Annotated in this window: 22 protein-coding genes; 15 read left to right on the forward strand and 7 right to left on the reverse strand. The window is 73.4% G+C overall.

Annotation, left to right across the window (positions count from 1 at the left end; genetic code table 11):
* Positions 1–52: 52 nt before the first annotated feature.
* From AB0H71_RS11530 to ccsB, 9 genes are all read left to right on the forward strand, one after another.
* Positions 53–637: a hypothetical protein gene (locus AB0H71_RS11530; protein ID WP_357018197.1), complete on the forward strand. Its 585-nt coding sequence runs from the start codon at positions 53–55 to the stop codon at positions 635–637.
* Positions 634–900, forward strand: a complete 267-nt coding sequence (locus AB0H71_RS11535; protein ID WP_357018200.1) for a hypothetical protein — start codon at positions 634–636, stop codon at positions 898–900. Before AB0H71_RS11530 ends, AB0H71_RS11535 begins: the two co-directional genes overlap by 4 nt.
* 70 nt (positions 901–970) lie before the next feature.
* Entirely contained in the window at positions 971–1,204 is a 234-nt protein-coding gene (locus AB0H71_RS11540; RefSeq protein WP_357018203.1) for a hypothetical protein, read from the forward strand.
* Positions 1,205–1,277: 73 nt separating this feature from the next.
* Complete coding sequence (hemL, locus tag AB0H71_RS11545) at positions 1,278–2,615, forward strand: glutamate-1-semialdehyde 2,1-aminomutase (protein WP_357018206.1); 1,338 nt, start codon at positions 1,278–1,280, stop codon at positions 2,613–2,615.
* Positions 2,616–2,695: 80 nt separating this feature from the next.
* Positions 2,696–3,334 carry a histidine phosphatase family protein gene (locus AB0H71_RS11550; protein ID WP_357018523.1) on the forward strand — a complete coding sequence of 213 codons (639 nt, stop codon included), beginning with the start codon at positions 2,696–2,698 and terminating at the stop codon, positions 3,332–3,334.
* On the forward strand, positions 3,331–3,951 hold the full coding sequence (locus tag AB0H71_RS11555) for a TlpA disulfide reductase family protein (RefSeq protein ID WP_357018208.1): 621 nt from the start codon (positions 3,331–3,333) through the stop codon (positions 3,949–3,951). Before AB0H71_RS11550 ends, AB0H71_RS11555 begins: the two co-directional genes overlap by 4 nt.
* A 5-nt stretch (positions 3,952–3,956) precedes the next feature.
* On the forward strand, positions 3,957–4,811 hold the full coding sequence (locus AB0H71_RS11560; protein WP_357018526.1) for a cytochrome c biogenesis CcdA family protein: 855 nt from the start codon (positions 3,957–3,959) through the stop codon (positions 4,809–4,811).
* Positions 4,808–6,448, forward strand: coding sequence for a cytochrome c biogenesis protein ResB (locus tag AB0H71_RS11565; protein WP_357018210.1), 1,641 nt, complete (start codon positions 4,808–4,810; stop codon positions 6,446–6,448). Before AB0H71_RS11560 ends, AB0H71_RS11565 begins: the two co-directional genes overlap by 4 nt.
* Positions 6,448–7,413: a c-type cytochrome biogenesis protein CcsB gene (gene ccsB / locus AB0H71_RS11570; RefSeq protein WP_357018213.1), complete on the forward strand. Its 966-nt coding sequence runs from the start codon at positions 6,448–6,450 to the stop codon at positions 7,411–7,413. Before AB0H71_RS11565 ends, ccsB begins: the two co-directional genes overlap by 1 nt.
* Here ccsB and AB0H71_RS11575 read toward each other — a convergent pair.
* Positions 7,410–7,610 carry a hypothetical protein gene (locus AB0H71_RS11575; protein ID WP_357018216.1) on the reverse strand — a complete coding sequence of 67 codons (201 nt, stop codon included), beginning with the start codon at positions 7,608–7,610 and terminating at the stop codon, positions 7,410–7,412. The genes ccsB and AB0H71_RS11575 overlap by 4 nt on opposite strands.
* Positions 7,611–7,736: 126 nt before the next feature.
* Positions 7,737–7,943 carry a BldC family transcriptional regulator gene (locus tag AB0H71_RS11580; protein WP_357018218.1) on the reverse strand — a complete coding sequence of 69 codons (207 nt, stop codon included), beginning with the start codon at positions 7,941–7,943 and terminating at the stop codon, positions 7,737–7,739.
* Positions 7,944–8,125: 182 nt separating this feature from the next.
* Between AB0H71_RS11580 and AB0H71_RS11585 the strand changes: the two genes are divergently transcribed.
* The 5 genes from AB0H71_RS11585 to AB0H71_RS11605 are packed head-to-tail and all read left to right on the forward strand — an operon-like array spanning position 8,126 to position 10,829.
* Positions 8,126–8,467 (forward strand): DUF4229 domain-containing protein, encoded by a 342-nt coding sequence (locus AB0H71_RS11585; RefSeq protein WP_357018220.1) that lies wholly within the window; start codon positions 8,126–8,128, stop codon positions 8,465–8,467.
* Positions 8,468–8,471: 4 nt separating this feature from the next.
* A complete protein-coding gene (locus tag AB0H71_RS11590; RefSeq protein ID WP_357018223.1) occupies positions 8,472–9,557 on the forward strand; it encodes a PLP-dependent cysteine synthase family protein in 1,086 nt (361 codons plus the stop codon).
* 59 nt (positions 9,558–9,616) lie between these two features.
* Positions 9,617–9,829, forward strand: a complete 213-nt coding sequence (locus AB0H71_RS11595; protein ID WP_067653721.1) for a hypothetical protein — start codon at positions 9,617–9,619, stop codon at positions 9,827–9,829.
* The gene (locus AB0H71_RS11600; RefSeq protein WP_357018226.1) at positions 9,829–10,398 is read left to right on the forward strand and encodes a Clp protease N-terminal domain-containing protein; all 570 of its coding nucleotides are present in this window, start codon (positions 9,829–9,831) and stop codon (positions 10,396–10,398) included. The genes AB0H71_RS11595 and AB0H71_RS11600 overlap by 1 nt, the downstream gene beginning before the upstream one ends.
* Before the next feature lie 50 nt (positions 10,399–10,448).
* On the forward strand, positions 10,449–10,829 hold the full coding sequence (locus AB0H71_RS11605; protein WP_357018230.1) for a phage holin family protein: 381 nt from the start codon (positions 10,449–10,451) through the stop codon (positions 10,827–10,829).
* A 2-nt stretch (positions 10,830–10,831) separates the two neighbouring features.
* On the opposite strand, the gene AB0H71_RS11610 is transcribed toward AB0H71_RS11605, so the two are convergent.
* Positions 10,832–11,701 (reverse strand): 1,4-dihydroxy-2-naphthoate polyprenyltransferase, encoded by an 870-nt coding sequence (locus tag AB0H71_RS11610; protein ID WP_357018233.1) that lies wholly within the window; start codon positions 11,699–11,701, stop codon positions 10,832–10,834.
* A gap of 36 nt (positions 11,702–11,737) precedes the next feature.
* On the reverse strand, positions 11,738–12,199 hold the full coding sequence (locus tag AB0H71_RS11615; RefSeq protein WP_357018236.1) for an SRPBCC family protein: 462 nt from the start codon (positions 12,197–12,199) through the stop codon (positions 11,738–11,740).
* Between the two features lie 194 nt (positions 12,200–12,393).
* On the opposite strand from AB0H71_RS11615, the gene AB0H71_RS11620 reads away from it, so the two are divergent.
* Complete coding sequence (locus tag AB0H71_RS11620; protein ID WP_357018239.1) at positions 12,394–15,990, forward strand: BTAD domain-containing putative transcriptional regulator; 3,597 nt, start codon at positions 12,394–12,396, stop codon at positions 15,988–15,990.
* Here the strand turns inward: AB0H71_RS11620 and AB0H71_RS11625 are convergent.
* From AB0H71_RS11625 to menE, 3 genes are all read right to left on the reverse strand, one after another.
* Positions 15,972–16,799, reverse strand: a complete 828-nt coding sequence (locus AB0H71_RS11625) for an ABC transporter permease (protein ID WP_357018242.1) — start codon at positions 16,797–16,799, stop codon at positions 15,972–15,974. The two genes, AB0H71_RS11620 and AB0H71_RS11625, sit on opposite strands and share 19 nt — an antisense overlap.
* Positions 16,796–17,776, reverse strand: coding sequence for an ATP-binding cassette domain-containing protein (locus tag AB0H71_RS11630; RefSeq protein WP_357018245.1), 981 nt, complete (start codon positions 17,774–17,776; stop codon positions 16,796–16,798). Before AB0H71_RS11630 ends, AB0H71_RS11625 begins: the two co-directional genes overlap by 4 nt.
* Before the next feature lie 76 nt (positions 17,777–17,852).
* A complete protein-coding gene (gene menE, locus AB0H71_RS11635; protein ID WP_357018529.1) occupies positions 17,853–18,989 on the reverse strand; it encodes an o-succinylbenzoate--CoA ligase in 1,137 nt (378 codons plus the stop codon).
* Positions 18,990–19,234: the final 245 nt, after the last annotated feature.

Raw genomic sequence — 19,234 nt, forward strand, 5'->3', positions numbered from 1 at the left:
GTACTGACGGTAGCCGTGCTGTTGCTTCCGGGTCTGACCCGCTGATCCGATTGTGCTCTTCGCCGAACCGGGCGCGCGCTGGCGCAGCGTCGCCTACGGGCCCGTGCTCTGCGCGATCGTCCTCGTCCTCGAACTCGCGACCGGCGCGCAGCCGCACTGGTTCGCGCTGATCTTCTGCGGCTCCGCCATCGGCGGCTTCGTCGCGCTCCAGGTGGTCGCCGGGCAGCGGCACGTGAGCGTCGAGCTGACCCCCGAGCACCTGCGCCAGGGCACCGAGATCGTGCCGCTGCCCACCATCGCCGCGGTGCTGCCGGAGCGCGACGAGGACGACTGGGACGATCTGGACTGGGAGTCCGCCCGCGCGCTCGGCGAGCTGCACGGGGTGCCGCGCCGGCGCACCGGCATCGGGCTGAAGTTGCGTGACGGCGCGCTGGTCCAGGCCTGGGCCCGGAACCACCGCGGGCTGCGCGCCGCGCTCGAAACGGCCGTGGCCGACGCGGCGGCGGAATCCGCGCCGCCGGACAGCACCGGGAAGCCGGCGGTTCCGGCCGAACCGGGGGAGTCCGCGGCGCGCGGCGCGACCGCACCGGGTACCGTCCCCGCTGACGACGACCGGGAGGACGGGGTACGGCGGTGAGGTACGGGAACGTACGGGCGGCACTGGCGACGGTGCTCGCGCTCGCCGCCGTCGTCGCCGGCGTCCTCGCCTGGCGCAACGGCATCCGGACCACCGAGTTCGCCCCCGCGGGCGACATCCCCGCCTTCGAGGCCACCCGGTACGCGGCGCCCTGGATCTTCCTCGCCGCCACCCTGCTCACGGTGGCCGGGTTACTGCTGGTCGACGCGGTGGTACAGCTCGCGCGGGCCCGGAATGCGAGCCCGGCGCGCCACGAACAGTAGTGTGTCCGTGGCGATTACGGTCCAGCTGCCGGATCGCTGTTTTCCCAGTTCGATCGGCGAGAGGTTTTCTGTGAAGCGGTTCGTGGTGCGGTTCGGGATGGCGACGATGGCGGTCGCCGCGGTGGGGTTCGGCGCGGGGCAGGCGGTCGCCGCGCCGGGGCTGCCGCTGGAGCCCGCGACCGTGCGGCCGGCCGAGCCGGTGCAGGCCGGGTTCGTGCCGGAGTCGGGGTCGGCGGGGCCGTACAACCACGCCATGTGCCTCCTGCACACGGTCTCCCCGCAGTTCCCCTGCATGTACAGCTGACGACCTGCGGTGTGGATCACTCCACTACACCCTGTCGTCGAAGCCGCGCGCGGCGGCTGACACACTGGAGTTCGTGAGTTCTTCTCCGCGCGCGGCCGAGGGATCGGTCCCGGTTTCCGCCCAGCTCTTCGACCGGGCCGCCGGGATCATCCCCGGTGGTGTCAACTCCCCGGTCCGGGCCTTCCACTCGGTGGGCGGAACGCCGCGGTTCATCGCCTCGGCGCGGGGTTGCACGCTGACCGACGCGGACGGCAACGACTACGTCGACCTGGTCTGCTCCTGGGGCCCGATGATCCTGGGCCACGCGCACCCCGCGGTGGTCGAGGCGGTGCGCGCGGCGGCCTCCGGCGGGCTCTCCTTCGGCGCCCCGACCGAGGCCGAGATCGAGCTGGCCGAGGCGATCGCCGAGCGGGTCGAGCCGGTGCGGCGGGTGCGGCTGGTGAACTCGGGCACCGAGGCCACCATGAGCGCGGTCCGGCTGGCCCGCGGCTTCACCGGCCGCACCAAGATCATCAAATTCGCCGGGTGCTACCACGGCCACGTGGACGCGCTGCTGGCCGAGGCGGGCTCCGGCGTCGCGACGCTCGGGCTGCCGACCTCGCCCGGCGTCACCGGCGCGCAGGCGAGCGACACCATCGTGCTGCCCTACAACGACCTGGACGCCGTCGCCGCGGCCTTCGCCGCGAACCCCGGCGCGATCGCCTGCGTGATCACCGAGGCCGCCGCGGGCAATATGGGCGCGGTCGCCCCGGCCGACGGCTTCAACGCCGGGCTCAGGAAGCTGACCAAGGCCGATGGCGCGCTGCTGATCATGGACGAGGTGATGACCGGGTTCCGGGTCAGCCGGGCCGGGTGGTACGGCCGCGAGGGGGTCGCGGGCGATCTCTACACCTTCGGCAAGGTCATGAGCGGCGGGCTGCCCGCCGCGGCGTTCGGCGGCCGCGCCGACATCATGGAGCGGCTGGCCCCGCTCGGGCCGGTCTACCAGGCGGGCACGCTCTCCGGTAACCCGGTCGCGGTGGCGGCCGGGCTGGCCACCCTGCGCGCCGCCGACGACGCCGTGTACGCGGCGCTGGACCGCAATGCCGAGCGGCTCGGCGGGCTGCTCACCGACGCGCTGAGCGCGGCCGGGGTCGAGCACCGCGTCCAGTTCGCGGGCAATATGGTGAGCGTGTTCTTCGCCGACCGCCCGGTCACCGACTACACCTCCGCCAAGGCCAGTGCGACCTGGCGTTACCCGGCCTTCTTCCACGCCATGCTGAGCGCCGGGGTGTACCCGCCGCCGAGTGCGTTCGAGGCCTGGTTCGTGTCGGCGGCGCTCGACGAGGACGCATTCGCCCGCATCGCCGCCGCTCTGCCCGCCGCCGCCCGCGCGGCGGCCGCAGCCACCCCCGAAGGAACCCGCGCGTGAGCTCCGATCAGCCCACCCCCTCCGACGTCACCGCCGACCGCCCGGCGGTCGTGCCGGTCACCCAGCACGAGCCGCCCGCGGTGGCCGAGCCGGTGGAGACCATCGTGCACGTGCTGCGCCACGGCGAGGTGCACAACCCGAACGGCATCCTCTACGGCAGGCTGCCTGGCTTCGGCCTCTCGGTGACCGGCCGGGCGCAGGCGGGCGCGGTCGCCCGCGCGCTCGCCGACCACGACCTCGCGCTGGTCATCGCCTCGCCGCTGCAGCGCGCGCAGGAGACGGCGCAGCCGATCGCCGATGCGCACGGCATCGCGATCCGCACCGACGAGAACCTGATCGAGGCGGGCAATACCTTCGAGGGGCTGCGCGTCTCGGTCGGCGACGGCGCGCTGCGCAAGCCGAGGCACTGGTGGAAGCTGCGCGACCCCTTCACCCCGTCCTGGGGCGAGCCCTACCTGCAGATCGCGCACCGCATGCTGGCCGCGGTGAACAAGGCGCGGGTGGAGGCGAGCGGCCGCGAGGTGGTGCTGGTCTCGCACCAGCTGCCGGTCTGGACGCTGCGCCGCTTCCTGCAGGGGCAGCGGCTCTGGCACGACCCGCGCAGCAGGCAGTGCTCGCTCGCCTCGCTCACCTCGCTGGTGTACGAGGGCGACACCCTGGTCGACATCGTCTACTCCGAGCCCGCGGGCAGTTCGGATCCGAGGAAGACCGGGGCATGATCGGTTCCACCGCGCGCTCCCGGCGTACCGGGTCGGTGCTGCTCGCGTGCGTGGCCCTGGTTGCCGCGCTCGCGGGCTGCGCCACCGGTACCGACGCGGTGGCGTCCGGTGGCACCTTCGACTTCGTCTCGCCGGGCGGGAAGACGGACATCACCTACGACCCGCCCGCGAGCCGCGGCACCATCGGCACGCTCGCCGGCCCCGACCTGATGAACGAGGGGAAGACCGTCTCGGTCGCCGACTTCCCCGGTCAGGTCGTGGTGCTGAACCTGTGGGGGCAGTGGTGCGGGCCGTGCCGGGCCGAGGTGCCCGCGCTGGAGCAGGTCTACGAGCGGACGAAGGATCAGGGCGTGGCCTTCGTCGGGATCAATGTGCGGGATCCGCAGCGGGACAAGGCCGAGGACTTCGTGGTCGACAACAAGGTCGGGTACCCCTCGATCTACGACCCGTCCATGCGCACCCTGCTCGCGCTCGGCGGCAACTTCCCGACCAGCGTAATCCCGACCACGCTTGTCCTGGACCGGCAGCACCGGGTGGCCGCGGTTTTCCTGCGCGCCCTGCTCGCCGAGGACCTGCAGCCGGTGGTGGAGCGGATCGCCCGCGAGGAGCTGTCGTGAGCACCGTGGCGGTGCTGGCCGGGGTGGGGGATTCGTTCCAGCAGACGGCGGCGAGCGGCCCGCTGGTGCTCGCGCTCGGGGCCTGCCTGCTGGCCGGGTTGGTCTCGTTCGCCTCGCCGTGCGTGGTGCCGCTGGTGCCGGGGTACCTGTCGTACCTGGCCGGGCTGGTCGGCGCCGAGGCGCCGCCGGTGACACCCAGCGAGGCGCGGGGGCGTGCCACCGCTGCCACCTCGGTCGCCGCCGAACCCGACACCCGGCGTGCCGCGCGGACGGGCAAGTTGCGGATCGCGGGGGCCGCCGGGCTCTTCGTGCTCGGCTTCACCGTGGTGTTCGTGCTGGCCACCGCGACCGTCTTCGGGCTGATCCAGACCCTGAACGTGAACCGGGAGCTGCTGCAGCGGATCGGCGGCGTGCTCACCATCCTGATGGGGCTGGTCTTCATCGGCCTGGTCCCCGCGCTGCAGCGGGACACCAGGATGGAGCCGCGCCGAATCACCGGGCTGCTCGGCGCCCCGCTGCTCGGCGGCGTCTTCGCGCTGGGCTGGACCCCGTGCCTCGGCCCGACGCTCTCCGGCGTGATGGCGGTGGCCGCGGGCACCGAGGGCGCGACCGCCGCGCGCGGCGTCACCCTGATCGTGGCCTACTGCCTCGGGCTCGGGCTGCCCTTCGTGGTCCTCGCCTTCGGCTCGGCGGGGGCGCTGCGCGGGGTCGGCTGGCTGCGCCGCAACTCCCGCACCATTCAGCTCATCGGGGGAATCCTGCTGGTCGCGGTGGGGGTCGCCCTGGTGACCGGGGCCTGGGACCAGTTCGTCGCGTGGGTGCGCGATGCCTTCGTCTCCGAGGTGACCCTGCCGATATGACCGTGACCGACAGCCCGCCCGCCGCCACCCCCGCACCCCCGCCACGCCAGTCCCCGCTCGGCCGCGGGCTCGCCGCGGCGCGCAATACCTGGCGCGGCCTCACCAGCATGCGCACCGCGCTGGTGCTGCTCTTCCTGCTCGCGCTGGCCGCCATCCCCGGCGCGCTGCTGCCGCAGCGGAACCTGAACGAGCAGAAGGTCGCGCAGTACATCGCGGACCGGCCGACGCTGGGCCCGTGGATGGACCGCTTCGAGCTGTTCGACGTCTTCTCCAGCTTCTGGTTCACCGCCGTCTACGTGCTGCTCTTCATCTCGCTGGTGGGCTGCATCCTGCCGCGCACGGTCGACCACGCCAGGGCGCTGCGCACCCCGCCGGTGCGCGCCCCGCGCAACCTCGGCCGGCTGCCGCACCACTGGTCCGGCACCGACGGGCGCACTCCCGAGCAGGTGCTCGCCACCGCCGAGGCGGGGCTGAAGGGCTGGCGGGTGCGGCGCCGGGCGGGCGAGCGCCCCGGCGAGCTCACGCTCTCGGCCGAGAAGGGCTACGCGCGGGAGCTCGGCAACCTGGTCTTCCACCTCGCCCTGGTCGGGCTGCTGGTGGCGATCGCGGTGGGCAAGCTCTTCGGCTACGAGGGCAGCGTCATCGTGATCGCCGACGACGGCCCCGGCTTCTGCAGCACCTCACCGGCGGCCTTCGACTCGTTCCGGGCCGGCAATGTGAACGACGGCACCGGCATGACCCCGCTCTGCGTCCGGGTGAAGGACTTCAAGGCCGACTACCTGGACACCGGCCAGGCCGAGATGTTCACCTCGAACATCGCCTACCAGGCAGGCGCCGACCTCGCCGCGGGCACCTGGCGGGACACCACGCTGCGGGTGAACCACCCGCTCCGGGTCGCGGGCGACCGGGTGTACCTGCAGGGCCACGGCTACGCCCCGACCTTCACGGTGCGCTTCCCGAACGGCGAGACCCGCACCGAGACCATCCAGTGGCGCCCGGACGACGCCACCACCTTCCTCTCCAGCGGCGTGCTCCGGATCGACCCGCCCGGCGGGCTCTTCGCGGACGAGGAGGAGCGCAGGCGCAACCAGATCGCCATCGAGGGGCTCTTCGCGCCCACCGCGCTGCTGCACGGCGCCCTGCTGACCTCGTCCTTCCCCCGGATGGACGACCCGGCGGTCGCCGTCGACATCTACCGCGGCGACACCGGGCTCGACACCGGCCGCCCGCAGAACCTCTTCGCGCTGGACCAGGAGCTGGTCCGGCAGGGCCGGTTGACGAAGGAGGCGCGGGTCAACCTGCGCCCCGGCGAGTCCACCCAGCTCGCCAACGGCACCACGGTCACCTTCGACGGCGCGAAGGAGTTCGTGAACATCCAGGTCTCGCACGACCCCGCACAGCAGTGGGTGCTGATCAGCGCGGTGACCATGATGGCCGGGTTGCTGGTCTCGCTGCTGGTGAAGCGGCGGCGGGTGTGGGTGCGGGTCTACCCGGAGCCGGGCGCGCCCGGTACCGTGGACCAACGACGCACCGTAGTAGAGATGGGCGGGCTCGCCCGTACCGACCAGGCGGGCTGGGGCTCCGAGTTCGACCGGTTGCGCAGCCGCTTGATCGACCCGAGCACGGGAGAACAGTGATGGAGATCGACGCGACCCTCGCCGGGTACAGCGACCTCGCCTTCAAGTCCGCCATCGTGGTGTACACGCTGGTGCTGGTGCTGCTCCTGGTGCAGTACGCCGCGGCGCGCACCAGGCAGATCGCGGCCCGCGAGCCCGCGCTGGTCGGTGCGGGCACCGACCCCGCGCTGCCGGGCAAGATCGTGGCGCCGCCGGCCCGGCCGCTGGCCGACCGGTTCGGCAATATGGCCTTCTCGGTGCTGGTGGTCGCCCTCGCGCTGCACCTGGGTTCGATCGTGCTGCGCGGCTTCGCGACGAACCGCTTCCCGCTCGGCAACATGTACGAGTTCGTCACCATGGCCACGGCGGCCGCGGTGCTGGTCGGCATGGTGCTGCTGCGCGAGCAGCGGTACCGCTCGATGTGGGTCTTCCTGCTGGTGCCGGTGCTGGTGCTGATGTTCCTCGGCGGCACCGTGCTCTACGCCGACGCGGCGCCGGTGGTGCCCGCGCTGCGCTCGTTCTGGCTGCCCATCCACGTGACCATTGTGAGCATCGGCAGCGGCGTCTTCCTGGTCTCCGGCATCGCCAGCCTGCTCTTCCTGTTCCGGCTGCGGCAGCCGGAGGGCAGTGAATCGGGCGGCGTGCTCGGCGCCATCGCGCGCAGGCTGCCGGATGCCCGCACCCTGGACCGCGTCGCCTACCGCACCACGATTATCGGCTTCCCGCTCTTCGGCGCCGGCGTCATCCTCGGCGCCATCTGGGCCGAGGCGGCCTGGGGCCGGTTCTGGGGCTGGGACCCCAAGGAGACCTGCTCCTTCATCGCCTGGGTGCTCTACGCCGCCTACCTGCACGCCCGCGCGACCTCGGGCTGGCGCGACACCAGGGCGGCCTGGATCAACATCGCGGGCTTCGTCGCCATGCTGTTCAACCTGTTCATCATCAACCTGGTGATCAGCGGGCTGCACAGCTACGCGGGGCTCACCTAGCGGTCGGCGGCGCTTCCGGTACCGGATTCGCCGTCCCGGTGCTGCTGCTGGCGGGAGAGCCGCCAGAGGAACTCCGGGTCGTCGTCGGGGCCGACGGTCCGCTTGCGCTGGGGAGCACTGCTCCCGGCCGGGCCGAAGGCCTTCCAGCACAGCACCGCGACGGCCACCACCGCGATGAGTGCCAACAGGTACATCACGTCGCTCACCTCCTGGCTACGAGGGTAGCGGCGGTCAGCGGGTAATCCCAGTGTCGGACCGCGTTCACCGCTGCGTCACCGCTCCGCCCCGCCCGCGCGGTGGCGGGCGGGGCGGAGCGGCACAGCTCAGCGCGTGGTGGCCTCGGTGGTCAGCGAAGCGAGCAGCCGCATGACCTCCGACTCGCGGAACCGCCGATGCCCCCCGGGGGTGCGCAGCGACCCGAGCCGACCCGCGTGCGCCCACCGGGTGACGGTCTTCGGATCGACGTGGAAGAGCGCGGCCACCTGGCCCGGGGTCAGCAGCGTGTCCTGGGCGGTCGTCGCAGCAGTCATGGCAAACCTCTCCGTCTTCGACAGTCCCTCATCGGACAGCGCCATGGTGGCACGAAGACCCCTAGGTACTCGATTGATCTACGGTTGGTAAAGGGGAGGTAATAGACAAAACGGATACACCTCCCACCTGGTGCGAAGCGGTCAACACGGACCGCGCAACCCCGTGGCATAGGCTTGGGGACGTGAGTGACGCAACCCCATCGCGCGACGCGGCAGCCGCGGGCGAGCCCGCCCCGGGCAGGCGGCTCGCGCTGAACCTCGGCCTCTACACGCTCGCCCGGCTCGCCCTCGTCGTGCTGATCACGGCCCTGATCGTCGGGGTCGCGCGGCTGGTGGGGGTGCAGATCCCGGTGGTGGTGGCGGCGCTGTTCGCGATCATCGTCGCGATGCCGCTCTCGCTGACGCTGTTCAAATCGCTGCGGTCGAAGGTGAACGAGGACATCGCGACAGTCGACCAGAAACGTCGGCAGGACAAGGCCAGGCTGCGCGCCCGGCTGCGCGGCGAGGACGACGATCCGGCGTGACGCCGTGAAGATCTGCGATCGCAGCGCCCCCCGCGGCTGGGTGGACAACGCGGTGCGGCTGATCGACGCCGACGCCCAGCGCAGCGCCGACACCCACCTGCTGCGCTACCCGCTGCCCGCCGCCTGGCGGGTGCAGCTGTACCTCAAGGACGAGTCGACGCACATCACCGGCAGCCTGAAGCACCGGCTGGCCCGCTCGCTCTTCCTGTACGCCATCTGCAACGGCTGGGTCGGCGAGGGGACGACCGTGGTCGAGGCGTCGTCCGGGTCGACCGCGGTGAGCGAGGCGTACTTCGCCAAGCTGCTCGGGCTGGATTTCGTGGCCGTCATGCCGGCGAGCACCTCGCCGCGCAAGATCGCGCTGATCGAGGCGCAGGGCGGGCGCTGCCACTTCGTGCAGCGGCCGCCGGAGATGTACACCGAGGCCGCGCGGCTGGCCGCCGACTGCGGCGGGCACTACATGGACCAGTTCACGCACGCCGAGCGGGCCACCGACTGGCGCGGCAACAACAATATCGCCGAGAGCATCTACCAGCAGATGCGGCTGGAGGCGCACCCGGTTCCGGAGTGGATCGTGGTCGGCGCGGGCACCGGCGGCACCAGCGCGACCATCGGCCGCTACATCCGCTACCGCAGGCACCACACCCGGCTCGCCGTGGTCGACCCGGAGAACTCCGCCTTCTTCGGCGGCTACGAGACCGGGGATGCCGGGTACGGCACCGGCATGTCGTCCCGGATCGAAGGGATCGGGCGCCCCCGGGTCGAGCCCTCCTTCGTCGGGCAGGTGGTGGACCGGATGCTGGAGGTGCCGGACGCCGCCTCCATCGCCGCCATGCGGTACGCGAGCGCGGTGCTCGGCCGCCGGGTCGGCGGCTCCACCGGCACCAACCTCTGGGGCGCCTTCGCGCTGATCGCGGAGCTGCTGGCGGCCGGGCGCTCCGGCAGCGTGGTGACGCTGCTCTGCGACGGCGGCGACCGCTACGCCACCACCTACTACGACGACCCCTGGGTCGCGGCGCAGGGCTTCGACCTGGAGCCCGCGCAGGCGGTGCTGGAGAAGTTCGCGGCCACCGGGGTCTGGACCGGCTGAGAATCCGCTTCGTCAATTTTTGTTGACAAGCGCCCGGGATGTCAATCAAAATTGACGTCATGAGTGAGGCAACCACGCTGGCGGCAGCCGCGGGCAGCCCCGACCCCACGGTCGGGCTGCGCGCGGTGCTCGCGCTGCGCAGGCTGCTCGAGCGGCTGGAGGCCATCCAGGTCGCGAATGCCAGGGCGCAGGGCTGGTCCTGGCAGGCGATCGCCGACGCGCTCGAGGTCAGCAAGCAGGCGGTCCACCAGAAACACACCAGGAGGCGCTGATGTTCGAACGGTTCAGCAGGGAAGCACGGGTCGCGATCGTGCTGGCTCAGGAGGACGCCCGCGAGCTGCGGTCCCCGGTGATCGAGGTGCCGCACGTGCTGCTCGGGTTGCTCGGCAGCGCCGAGCCCGCGCTGACGACGCTGCTCGCGGAGTCCGGGGTGACCAGGGCGGGGGTGGCGGCGGCGCTGGCCGAGCGCGGGCGCGGCGAGCCGCTGGGGGCGGAGGACGCGGCGGCGCTGCGCTCGATCGGCATCGACCTGGATGCGGTGCGGGCGAGCCTGGCGGCGGGGTTCGGGGCGGACGCGCTGGAGCAGGCGGCGCCGGAGCCGCGCGGGCGGTTCGCCCGGTGGAGCGGCGGGCACATCCCGTTCACCCGGGAGGCCAAGAAGACGCTGGAGCTCGCGCTGCGCGAGGCGGTGGCGCGCCGGGACCGGTCGATCGAGTCCGGGCACCTGCTGCTCGGCATCGTGCGCGGGGCCGAGGAGGTCAGCACCGAGCTGCTCGGCGGCGCCGCCGCGCGGGACGCGCTGCGCCCCCGGATCCAGGCGCTGCTCGACCGGGCGGCCTGAGCGCCGCGTTGTGCCCCCTGCGCGACACCCCGCCCGCTTAGCATGGCTGCATGCAGCTAGTGCTCCGGTTGATCATCAACGCGTTCGCCCTCTGGCTGGCGGCCTACCTGGTCGGCGCCATCGAGCTCGTGAGCCCGGAGGACGAGGTGGGGTGGAAGATCATCGTCCTGCTCGCCGTCGCCGGGGTCTTCACGCTGGTGAACGCCCTCGTCAAGCCGATCGTCAAGCTGCTGTCGCTGCCCCTGGTGATCCTCACGCTCGGGCTCTTCCTGCTGGTGGTGAATGCACTCATGCTCATGCTGACCGCCGCCATCACCGAGATCACCGACTACGGCCTCCGGGTGGACGGCTTCTGGGCCGCGCTGGTCGGCGGGCTCATCATCTCGCTCGTGAACTGGGGGCTCGGGCTGCTGCTCGGCGACGAGATCTGAGCTCAGCCGAGCGCGAGCGCGGCGGCCGTCACCGCCGACCACGCCAGCAGGGCGAGGCCGGAATCACGCAGCGCCGGAATCAGTTCCCGGCCGCCGCGGCCGCCGCGCACCGGCGCGTTGGCGCGCAGCGCGAGCGGCACCGCGACCAGCGCCAGCAGCGCGAAGGGCGTGCGCAGCGCGAGCGCCAGCGTCATCACGAAGGGCAGCACCAGCAGCACCGCGTGCAGCGTCCTCGTCCGCGGGTCGCCGAGCTTGACCGCGAGCGTGGTCTTGCCGGACTCGGTGTCGGTGGGGATGTCGCGCAGGTTGTTCGCGACCAGCACCGCGCTGGAGAAGGCGCCGACCGCGACCGCGGCGGCCAGCCCGGCCCAGTCCACCCGCTCGGCCTGCACGTACTGGGTGCCGAGCACCGCGACCAGCCCGAAGAAGACGAAGACCGCGATCTCGCCGAAGCCGCTGTAGCCGTAGGGGTTCCGGCCACCGGTGTAGAACCAGGCGCCGGCCAGGCAGGCGGCGCCGAAGAGCAGCAGCCACCACGCGGTGAGCAGTGCGAGCACCAGCCCCGCGACCGCGGCGACCAGCAGGCTCGCGATGGCGGCGGTGCGCACCGCCTTCGGCGCGGCCAGCCCCTGGCCGACCAGCCGCACCGGGCCGACCCGCACGTCGTCGGTGCCGCGGATGCCGTCGGAGTAGTCGTTGGCGTAGTTCACCCCGACGATCAGGGCCAGCGAGACCACAAGCGCCAGCAGTGCTTTCCACCACACCGCGGCGTCCAGCGCGGCGGCGGCGCCGGTGCCGGCCAGCACCGGGGCGATCGCGTTGGGCAGGGTCCGCGGCCGGGCGCCTTCGAGCCATTGCGCTGCAGTTGCCATGCGCGCAGCCTAATCCGGCGCGGTGCGGCCCGGAGTTCAGGCGGGCTGTTCGGCGGCGGCCTTGAGCCTGGCCAGCCCCTTCTCGAAGTCCTTGCCGATGAACCTGTCCATCGGGATCACCCGGCCGACCACCCCGAGGAAGCCGGAGCGCTTCCCGGTCATCCGCCAGGTCACCTCGGTGCCGCTCGCCACCGTTGCCAGCTCGAAGCGGACGTCGTTGGTGGCGGCGATCGGCTTGCGGAACTCCACCCGGACGCCGATCTCGTGCTCGGTGCTGGAGGTAATAGTCATGGTGCCGTGGCCCGCCTTGCGGTTACCGTTCCAGGTGTAGGAGGCGCCGACACCGGACTCAGGGCCCGCGTACCGCCGGTTCAGCTCGGGGTCGACGTCCTCCCACGGCGACCAGTGCACCCACTGGTGGAAATCGTCGATCAGCCCGTGGACGCGGGCGGGCTCGGCGGCGATCACGGTGCGCCGGGCAACCTCGAAGTCGGCCATGGGCCGACTGTAAGCCGAGCGCCGGGGCCGCGCGGGACGCGCGCCGCATCGGTCGCGTGAACCCTAGGATCGATTCCGGAATGGTGCCGGAGAGCAGTGGCCCGATCGGGCGTGACCGGACGGTGGCTCCGCGCGACGGGGAGCCGCCGCGGGCGGTCGCGCGGGGAGTCGTCCTGCCGCTGGGGGTGGAGCCCGTGGATCTCGCCGCGGAGCCGGTGGTGGCGCCGGGGTCGGCCGGGGCGCCGGGTGAGCTGCCGACGCCGAGCGGGCCGCTGCCGGGCGCGGGCGGGGTCGCGGTGCTCGAGGTCGGGCTGCTCGGACCGGTCGCGGTGCGCCGGGAGGGCGCGCTGTGCCCGCTGCCCGGCGCGCGGGCGCGGGCGCTGCTCGCGGCGCTGGCGCTGCGGCCGGGGCGGAGCCGGAGCGCGGCGGGGCTGATCGAGGACGTCTGGGGTGCGGCGGCGCCGCGGGCGCCGATGAACGCGCTGCACACCCAGGTGTCGCGGCTGCGCTCGGTGCTGCCCGGCGGCGCGGTGAGCGCGGGCCCGGCCGGGTACCGGCTGGAGCTCGGCGCCGAGCAGGTCGACCTATCCCGCTGCGCGCTGCTGCTGGAACAGGCACGCGCACAGCGCGATTCCGGCGCCTACGCCGCCTGCCTGGCCACCGTGCTCGCCGCCCGCGCGCTCTGGCGCGGGGAGCCCGGCGCCGACCTGCCGCCGGGGCCGCTCGCCGACGAGCTGCGCGAGCGGGCCGCCGGGCACGCGGCCGAGCTCGACGCGCTGGAGATCACCGGCCGGGCGGGCACCGGCGACCCGGACGGGGCGCTCCGGCTGGCCGGGCACCGGGCCGCCGCGCTGCCGCTGGACGAACCGGCGCACCTCGAGCTGGTCCGGCTGCTCGCCGTCACCGGCCGCTCCGCTGCCGCGCTGGAGGCCGTCGCCGCGTTCCGCGATCGGCTCGCCGACCGCCTCGGCGCCGACCCCGGCCCAGAACTCACCGAGCTCAACACCGCCATCCTGCGCGGCGAGCGGATTGCCCCGCTTCCCGGCGGCCACCCGGTGCCGCGCGCCGGTGCGCACGGGTCCACCGCCGGTGCTACTCCGTCGCCGCGTGACGAGGAGCCCGGGCACGGCCCCATCGCCGGCGCTGCCCGCCGGGTGCCGCGCGCCGGGGATTCCGGGCTCGAATACGACGCCGGTGCTTCCCGGACGGCAGCGCGTTCCGGCCCTCCCGGCACCGAAACCGCCGGATTCGCGGCCGCCGGTCGCGCCCACTTCCTCGGGCTCGGCGTCCGCGCCGCACCCAACCCGCTACTCGGCCGCGATGCCGACCTGGCCGCGCTCGAAGAACTCCTGCGCCGCTCCCGGGTGACGACCGTGCTCGGCCCCGGCGGCACCGGCAAGACCCGCGTCGCGCACGAACTCGGCGCCCGCGAAGCCGGTGCGGTGGCCCTGGTCGAGCTGGCCTCCATCCGCGCCGCCGAGCCCGAGGTGGCGCGCGGCGAGATCGAGAGCGCGATCGCGGCGGTGCTCGGCGTCTCCGAGGCGCCGTTCGACAGCTCCACCCTGCGCACCGGCCCGGTGGAGCTGCGGCAGCGGCTCTTCGACGCCGTCTCGGCCCGGCCCACGCTGCTGGTCCTCGACAACTGTGAGCACCTGATCGACGCCGTCGCCACGCTCGTCGCCGAGTTCATCGCGCAGGTCCCCCGGCTCCGGGTGCTCACCACCAGCCGCGCCCCGCTCATGATCACCGCCGAGGCGGTGTACCCGCTGCCCCCGCTGCGCATCGACCCGGCCGGCTCCCCGGCCACCGAGCTCTTCGCGGCGCGGGCCCGCGCGGTCCGGCCCTCGGTGCGGATCGACCCGGCCGTGGTCGCCCGGCTCTGCCACACCCTGGACGGCCTCCCGCTCGCCATCGAGCTCGCCGCCGCCCGGGTGCGGACCATGAGCGTGGAGGAGATCGCCGAGCGGCTGCGCGACCGCTTCGCGCTGCTCCGCACCGGCGACCGCAGCTCCCCGGCCCGGCACCGCACCCTGCACGCGGTGATCGACTGGAGCTGGAACCTGCTGGAGCCGGGGCAGCGGGTGGCGCTGCGCAGGCTGTGCCGCTTCCCGGCCGGCTTCACCCTGGCCGCGGCCGAGGTGGTGGCGGCAGGCGCCGAGGTGGGCGAGGTCGCCGCCGCGGTGGACGGGCTGGTGAACCAGTCGCTGCTCACCGTGCAGGACACCCCGGCCGGGCTGCGCTACCGGATGCTGGAGACGGTGCGCGAGTACGGCGAGGAGCGGCTGGCCGCGAGCGGTGAGGGCGAGGAGATCATCACCCGCACCCTGGCCTGGGCCCGCGGCTGCTGCGAGGATCTCGGCGCCAGGGCCTACCGGGAGGACCAGCTGATGCTCGGCGGCGAGCTCGACGCCGAGCAGGACAACCTGCTGGCCGCGCTGCGCTGGGCCACCGAGCGCGCCGACGGCCGCACCGTCTACACCGTGTTCCCCACGCTCGGCGTGCTCTGGATGATGCGCGGCGCGCACGGCGAGGTGATCGCCTGGACCGAGCGGCTGCTGCACGTCCCGCCGCCCGCGCCGGAGGCCGCGCACCCCTCCGGCGACCTGCAGGTGATCGGCACCGCGCTGCAGATCCTGCACGCCGGTATGCGCGACCCGACCGAGCTGCGCACGCTGGCCCGGGTCCGGATCCGCACCCGGCGGCTGCTGGCCGTGCGCACCGACCTCTCGGAGTCGGTGGTGCTGGTGGCCCGGATGCTGGTGAGCCCGCCGCGCGGCACCGGCATCCCGCGGCTGGTCGCCGAGGCGGTGCGCTCGCCGGACCGGGATGCCAGGGTGAACGCGCTGATCCTGCGCGCGAACATCCGGGAGAACCTGGGCGACCTGCACGGCTCGCTGCGGGACGGGGTCACCACGCTCACCCTGCTCCGCCCCGGCGACGGCTGGACCCTGGCCTCGGCGCACCGGCACATCGCCCAGCTGCACGCCCAGGCGGGCCGGTACCGAGAGGCGGTGGAGCACTACGTCCGCGGCATCGGCCTGCTGGAGCGGATCGGCGCCTACGACGAGCTGATCGAGGCGCGGACCGCGCTGGTCGGCGTGCTGGTCGGCTGCGGCGAGCTGGACCGCGCCGCCGTCGAGCTGGAGCGCACCATGCAGCTCGCCGACCTCGACCCGGAGGCGCCGGACGGCACCGTCAGCGGGCTGCTCGGCATTCTCTTTCAGGCGCAGGCGGAGCTGCTCATCGCGCGCGGCCGGGTCGAGGAGGGGGTGCGCCGGTACCGGCGCGCGCTCGCCGTCTCCGGCTGGCCGGGCGCCTCGCACGGACCCGGCGCCTGGGTGCTCATGCTGGTGGCGGCCACGCTCGACGCCGAGGTGCTGTACGGCGACCCGGTCGCGGCCGGGAAGATCGCCCGCGAGCTGGCCGAGGCCGCGGGCCGGATCTTCCACACCTTCCAGGACGTCCCGCAGGTCGGCGCCATCGCCTGTGCGCTCGGCAGCAGGCTCATCGCATCCGGCGACGACCCGGAGACCGGGCTGCGGCTGCTGCTCGCCGCGCCGCGGCTACCGGCTCGGCAGGATTTCCCGTCGATGCTGGTGCGCAGGCACCTGGCGCTGGCCGAGGCCAGGCTGGGCGCGGCGGCGATCGCCGAGGCCGAGGCGGCGCTCGGCCCCGCGCGCCGGATGCGGCTGCTCGGCCGGGTGCTCGGGCTGATCGCCGAGACGACGTCGGGGGCGCCCGGCGAACCGGACACCCCCGACGGCGGCGCGGCTCACGCGCGGCGCATGTAGGCCCGCACCGCGAGCGGCGCGAAGATCACGATCACCACGACCGCGCCGAGCAGCGAATACACCGTGCTGCTGCCGAAGCCGTTGCCGTTCATCAGGTCACGGCAGGCATTGACCATGTAGTACACCGGGTTGGCGTGGTTGATCGCCTGCATCCAGCCCGGCATGGTGCTGGTCAGCGCGAAGGCGCCGGACATGAAGGTGAGCGGGAACATGACCATCATCGAGATGCCCTGCACCCCGGCCGCGCTGCGCCCGGTGACGCCGACCAGCGCCCAGATCCAGCTCACCGCGAACGAGCAGAGCACGATGACGACCCCGGCCGCGACCACGCCGACGACCCCGCCCGCGGGCCGGTAGCCGATGGCGAGCCCGACCACGACGGTGAGCACAGTGGCCAGGGTGTAGCGGAACATATCCGCGATGAGCGCGCCCGCCAGCGCCGCGATCCGGGCGATGGGCAGCGACTTGAAGCGGTCGAAGACCCCCTTGTCCATGTCCTCGCGGAGCTGGGTGCCGGTGACCACCGAGGTGAGCACCACGGTCTGCACCAGAATCCCGGGAATCAGGACCGGCAGGTAGTTCTGCACGCTGCCGCCGATGGCGCCGCCGAAGATGTAGGCGAAGAGCGCGGTGAACAGGATCGGCTGGATGGTGACGTCGAAGAGCTGCTCCGGCTTGTGCCGGATCTTGAGCAGGCCGCGGTAGGCCATGGTGAGCGAGCCCGAGACGGTGGCGGCCAGGCTCACGCTGTTGCTCGCCGGCCGCACCGCGGAGACGCGCTGCGCCGGACGGGCGAGGGTGTCGGTCATGCTGCGTCCTTTTCGGTGTCGGTCCCGTCCTCGGAGGGACGGCCGGTGAGGGTGAGGAAGACCTCGTCCAGGCTCGGCTTGCTGACGTTGATCTCCGCGATGGCGATCCGCTCCTCGCGCAGCCGGACCAGCAGGTCGGTGGTGACGTCGGCGTCGCGCAGCGGCGCGGTGATCCGCCCCGCCTCCGGGGTGACGGTGGCCTCGGCGTCGAGGAAGGTGGCGACCAGCTGCCGCGCCTCCGCCAGCCGCGACCGGTCCGCCGGGACCAGGTGCAGCGAGGAGCCGCCGACCGACTCCTTGAGCTCGTCGGCGGTGCCGTCGGCGATCACCCTGCCGTGGTCGATCACCGCGATCCGGTCGGCGAGCTGGTCCGCCTCGTCCAGGTACTGGGTGGTGAGCAGGACCGTCGCGCCCTCCCGGACCAGGCGGCGGATGGTGTCCCACATCTGCGCGCGGGTGCGCGGGTCGAGGCCGGTGGTCGGCTCGTCCAGGAAGAGCAGCGGCGGGGTCGCGATGAGGCTCGCGGCCAGGTCGAGGCGGCGGCGCATGCCGCCGGAGAAGTTCTTCAGCGGCTTGGTGGCGGCATCGGTGAGGCCGAACTCCTCGAGCAGGTCGGTGGCCCTGCGCCTGGCGTCCTGGCGGCTCAGCCCGAGCAGGCGGGAGAAGACGATCAGGTTCTCGGTGGCCGAGAGATCCTCGTCCACCGAGGCGTACTGCCCGGTCACGCCGATCAGCGAGCGGACCGCGGTCGGCTCGGCCACCACGTCGTGGCCGAAGACCAGGCCGGTGCCGCCGTCCGGGCGCAGCAGGGTGGCGAGCATGCGGATCGTGGTGGTCTTGCCCGCGCCGTTCGGGCCGAGCACCGCGTACACGGAGCCCTCCGGGACGGCGAGGCTCACGCCGTCGACGGCGCGCTGCGTGCCGAACACCTTGACCAGATCGATGGCTTCCACCGCGAGGGGTGCGGAATCTGTCATGGCTCCGAGGTTGCACCCCCCGGCTTGCACCGCCCGCACACCTCTTGCACGGCTCTTGCGTGCGGCTGTCGGCGGGTCAGTGCGGGCTGTCGGCCAGCAGGTAGTCGCGCAGGGCGGTGCGGTCCGGTTTGCCGGGGCCGCGGAGCGGGAGCTCGTCCAGGACGGCGAGTTCGCGGGGGGCGGCGATGGCGTCGAGCTCGGCGGTGACGTGCGTGCGGAGCTCGTCCAGGGTCGGCGGCTCGGCGCCGGGCGCCGGGACGATGACGGCGGCGACCCGCTGGCCGAGCCGCTCGTCCGGCAGGCCGAGCACCACGCACTCGGCGATGGCCGGGTGCGTGCCGAGCACGGCCTCCACGACCTGCGGCAGGACCAGCAGCCCGCCGGTGCTGATCCCCTCGTCCAGCCGCCCGGTCACCCGGAGCACCCCGTCCTCGAGCACGCCCGCGTCGTCGGTGCGGAACCAGCCGGGTTCGGCGAAGGCGGGGTGGCCGGGGTGGTTGCGGTAGCCGGCGGCGATGGTCGCGCCGCCGAGCAGCACCCGCCCGTCCTCGATTCGCAGCCGCACGCCGTCCAGCGGGACCCCGTCGTAGACGCACCCGCCGCAGGTCTCGCTCATGCCGTAGGTGCGCACCACGCGGATGCCGGCGGCGCGCGCCCGCTCCAGCACTCGGGCCGGCGTCGCCGCCCCGCCGACGAGCACCGCGTCCAGCCCGGCCAGCGCGGCCGCGGCCACGGGCGATTCGAGCGCCTTGATCAGCTGCGTCGGCACCAGCGAGGTGTACCGCCGCTCCCCGCGCATGGCCCGGATCGCGCCGGCCAGCGCCTCCGGCAGGAAGCCGCCGCCGACGTCGAGCACCACCGGCTCGGTCCCGGCCTGGATACTGCGCAGCAACACCTGGATGCCGGCGATGTGGTGCGTCGGCAGCGCCAGCAACCACTGCCCCCGGCCGCCGAGCCGCTCGTGCGTCGCGCTCGCGCTCGCCCGCAGCGCGGCGGAGCTCAGCATGGCGCCCTTCGGCACCCCGGTGGTCCCGGAGGTGGTGACGACCAGCGCCACGTCCTCGTCGATCGGCTCGCCGGGGGCGAGCGCGTCGCCGAGCCTGCGCGCCTCGCGGCGGTCGCTGTTCGGCACCGGGAGCCACGCCGGACCGGTGCCCTCCAGCGCCTCGCGCAGGTGCGGGAGCACATCGCCGACGCCGGACCCGGTCGGCATCGGCAGGATCCGCAGGGGCTTGCTCACGACAGCGATCGTGTCATGGCCGCGTGCGCGCACACGGAACGGGTGGTCCGGGAACCCGCGTGGCGGGCGCGGGCGGGGGCCGACAACGGCTCAGGTACGACAGGCATCGAAACCGCGATTCTCTCGTCCGACGGGAACGACTCGAGCGGGTCCCGGACGTCGGCGGTCGGGTCTCGCCCGAGTCGTTATCGTCCCTTTCGGTTTGCCTGCTGGCAACT

This window comes from Nocardia sp. NPDC050697 (assembly GCF_040654395.1).
Classification (GTDB): Bacteria; Actinomycetota; Actinomycetes; order Mycobacteriales; family Mycobacteriaceae; genus Nocardia.

What these genes read in the sequence shown, in the direction of transcription:
- AB0H71_RS11555 (WP_357018208.1), top strand. Translation starts at nt 3,331, where the DNA reads ATGATCGGTTCCACCGCGCGCTCCCGGCGTACCGGGTCGGTGCTGCTC.
- AB0H71_RS11565 (WP_357018210.1), top strand. Translation starts at nt 4,808, where the DNA reads ATGACCGTGACCGACAGCCCGCCCGCCGCCACCCCCGCACCCCCGCCA.
- ccsB (WP_357018213.1), top strand. Translation starts at nt 6,448, where the DNA reads ATGGAGATCGACGCGACCCTCGCCGGGTACAGCGACCTCGCCTTCAAG.
- AB0H71_RS11580 (WP_357018218.1), bottom strand. Translation starts at nt 7,943, where the DNA reads ATGACTGCTGCGACGACCGCCCAGGACACGCTGCTGACCCCGGGCCAG.
- AB0H71_RS11595 (WP_067653721.1), top strand. Translation starts at nt 9,617, where the DNA reads ATGAGTGAGGCAACCACGCTGGCGGCAGCCGCGGGCAGCCCCGACCCC.
- AB0H71_RS11600 (WP_357018226.1), top strand. Translation starts at nt 9,829, where the DNA reads ATGTTCGAACGGTTCAGCAGGGAAGCACGGGTCGCGATCGTGCTGGCT.
- AB0H71_RS11605 (WP_357018230.1), top strand. Translation starts at nt 10,449, where the DNA reads ATGCAGCTAGTGCTCCGGTTGATCATCAACGCGTTCGCCCTCTGGCTG.
- AB0H71_RS11610 (WP_357018233.1), bottom strand. Translation starts at nt 11,701, where the DNA reads ATGGCAACTGCAGCGCAATGGCTCGAAGGCGCCCGGCCGCGGACCCTG.
- AB0H71_RS11615 (WP_357018236.1), bottom strand. Translation starts at nt 12,199, where the DNA reads ATGGCCGACTTCGAGGTTGCCCGGCGCACCGTGATCGCCGCCGAGCCC.
- AB0H71_RS11625 (WP_357018242.1), bottom strand. Translation starts at nt 16,799, where the DNA reads ATGACCGACACCCTCGCCCGTCCGGCGCAGCGCGTCTCCGCGGTGCGG.
- AB0H71_RS11630 (WP_357018245.1), bottom strand. Translation starts at nt 17,776, where the DNA reads ATGACAGATTCCGCACCCCTCGCGGTGGAAGCCATCGATCTGGTCAAG.
- menE (WP_357018529.1), bottom strand. Translation starts at nt 18,989, where the DNA reads ATGCCGACCGGGTCCGGCGTCGGCGATGTGCTCCCGCACCTGCGCGAG.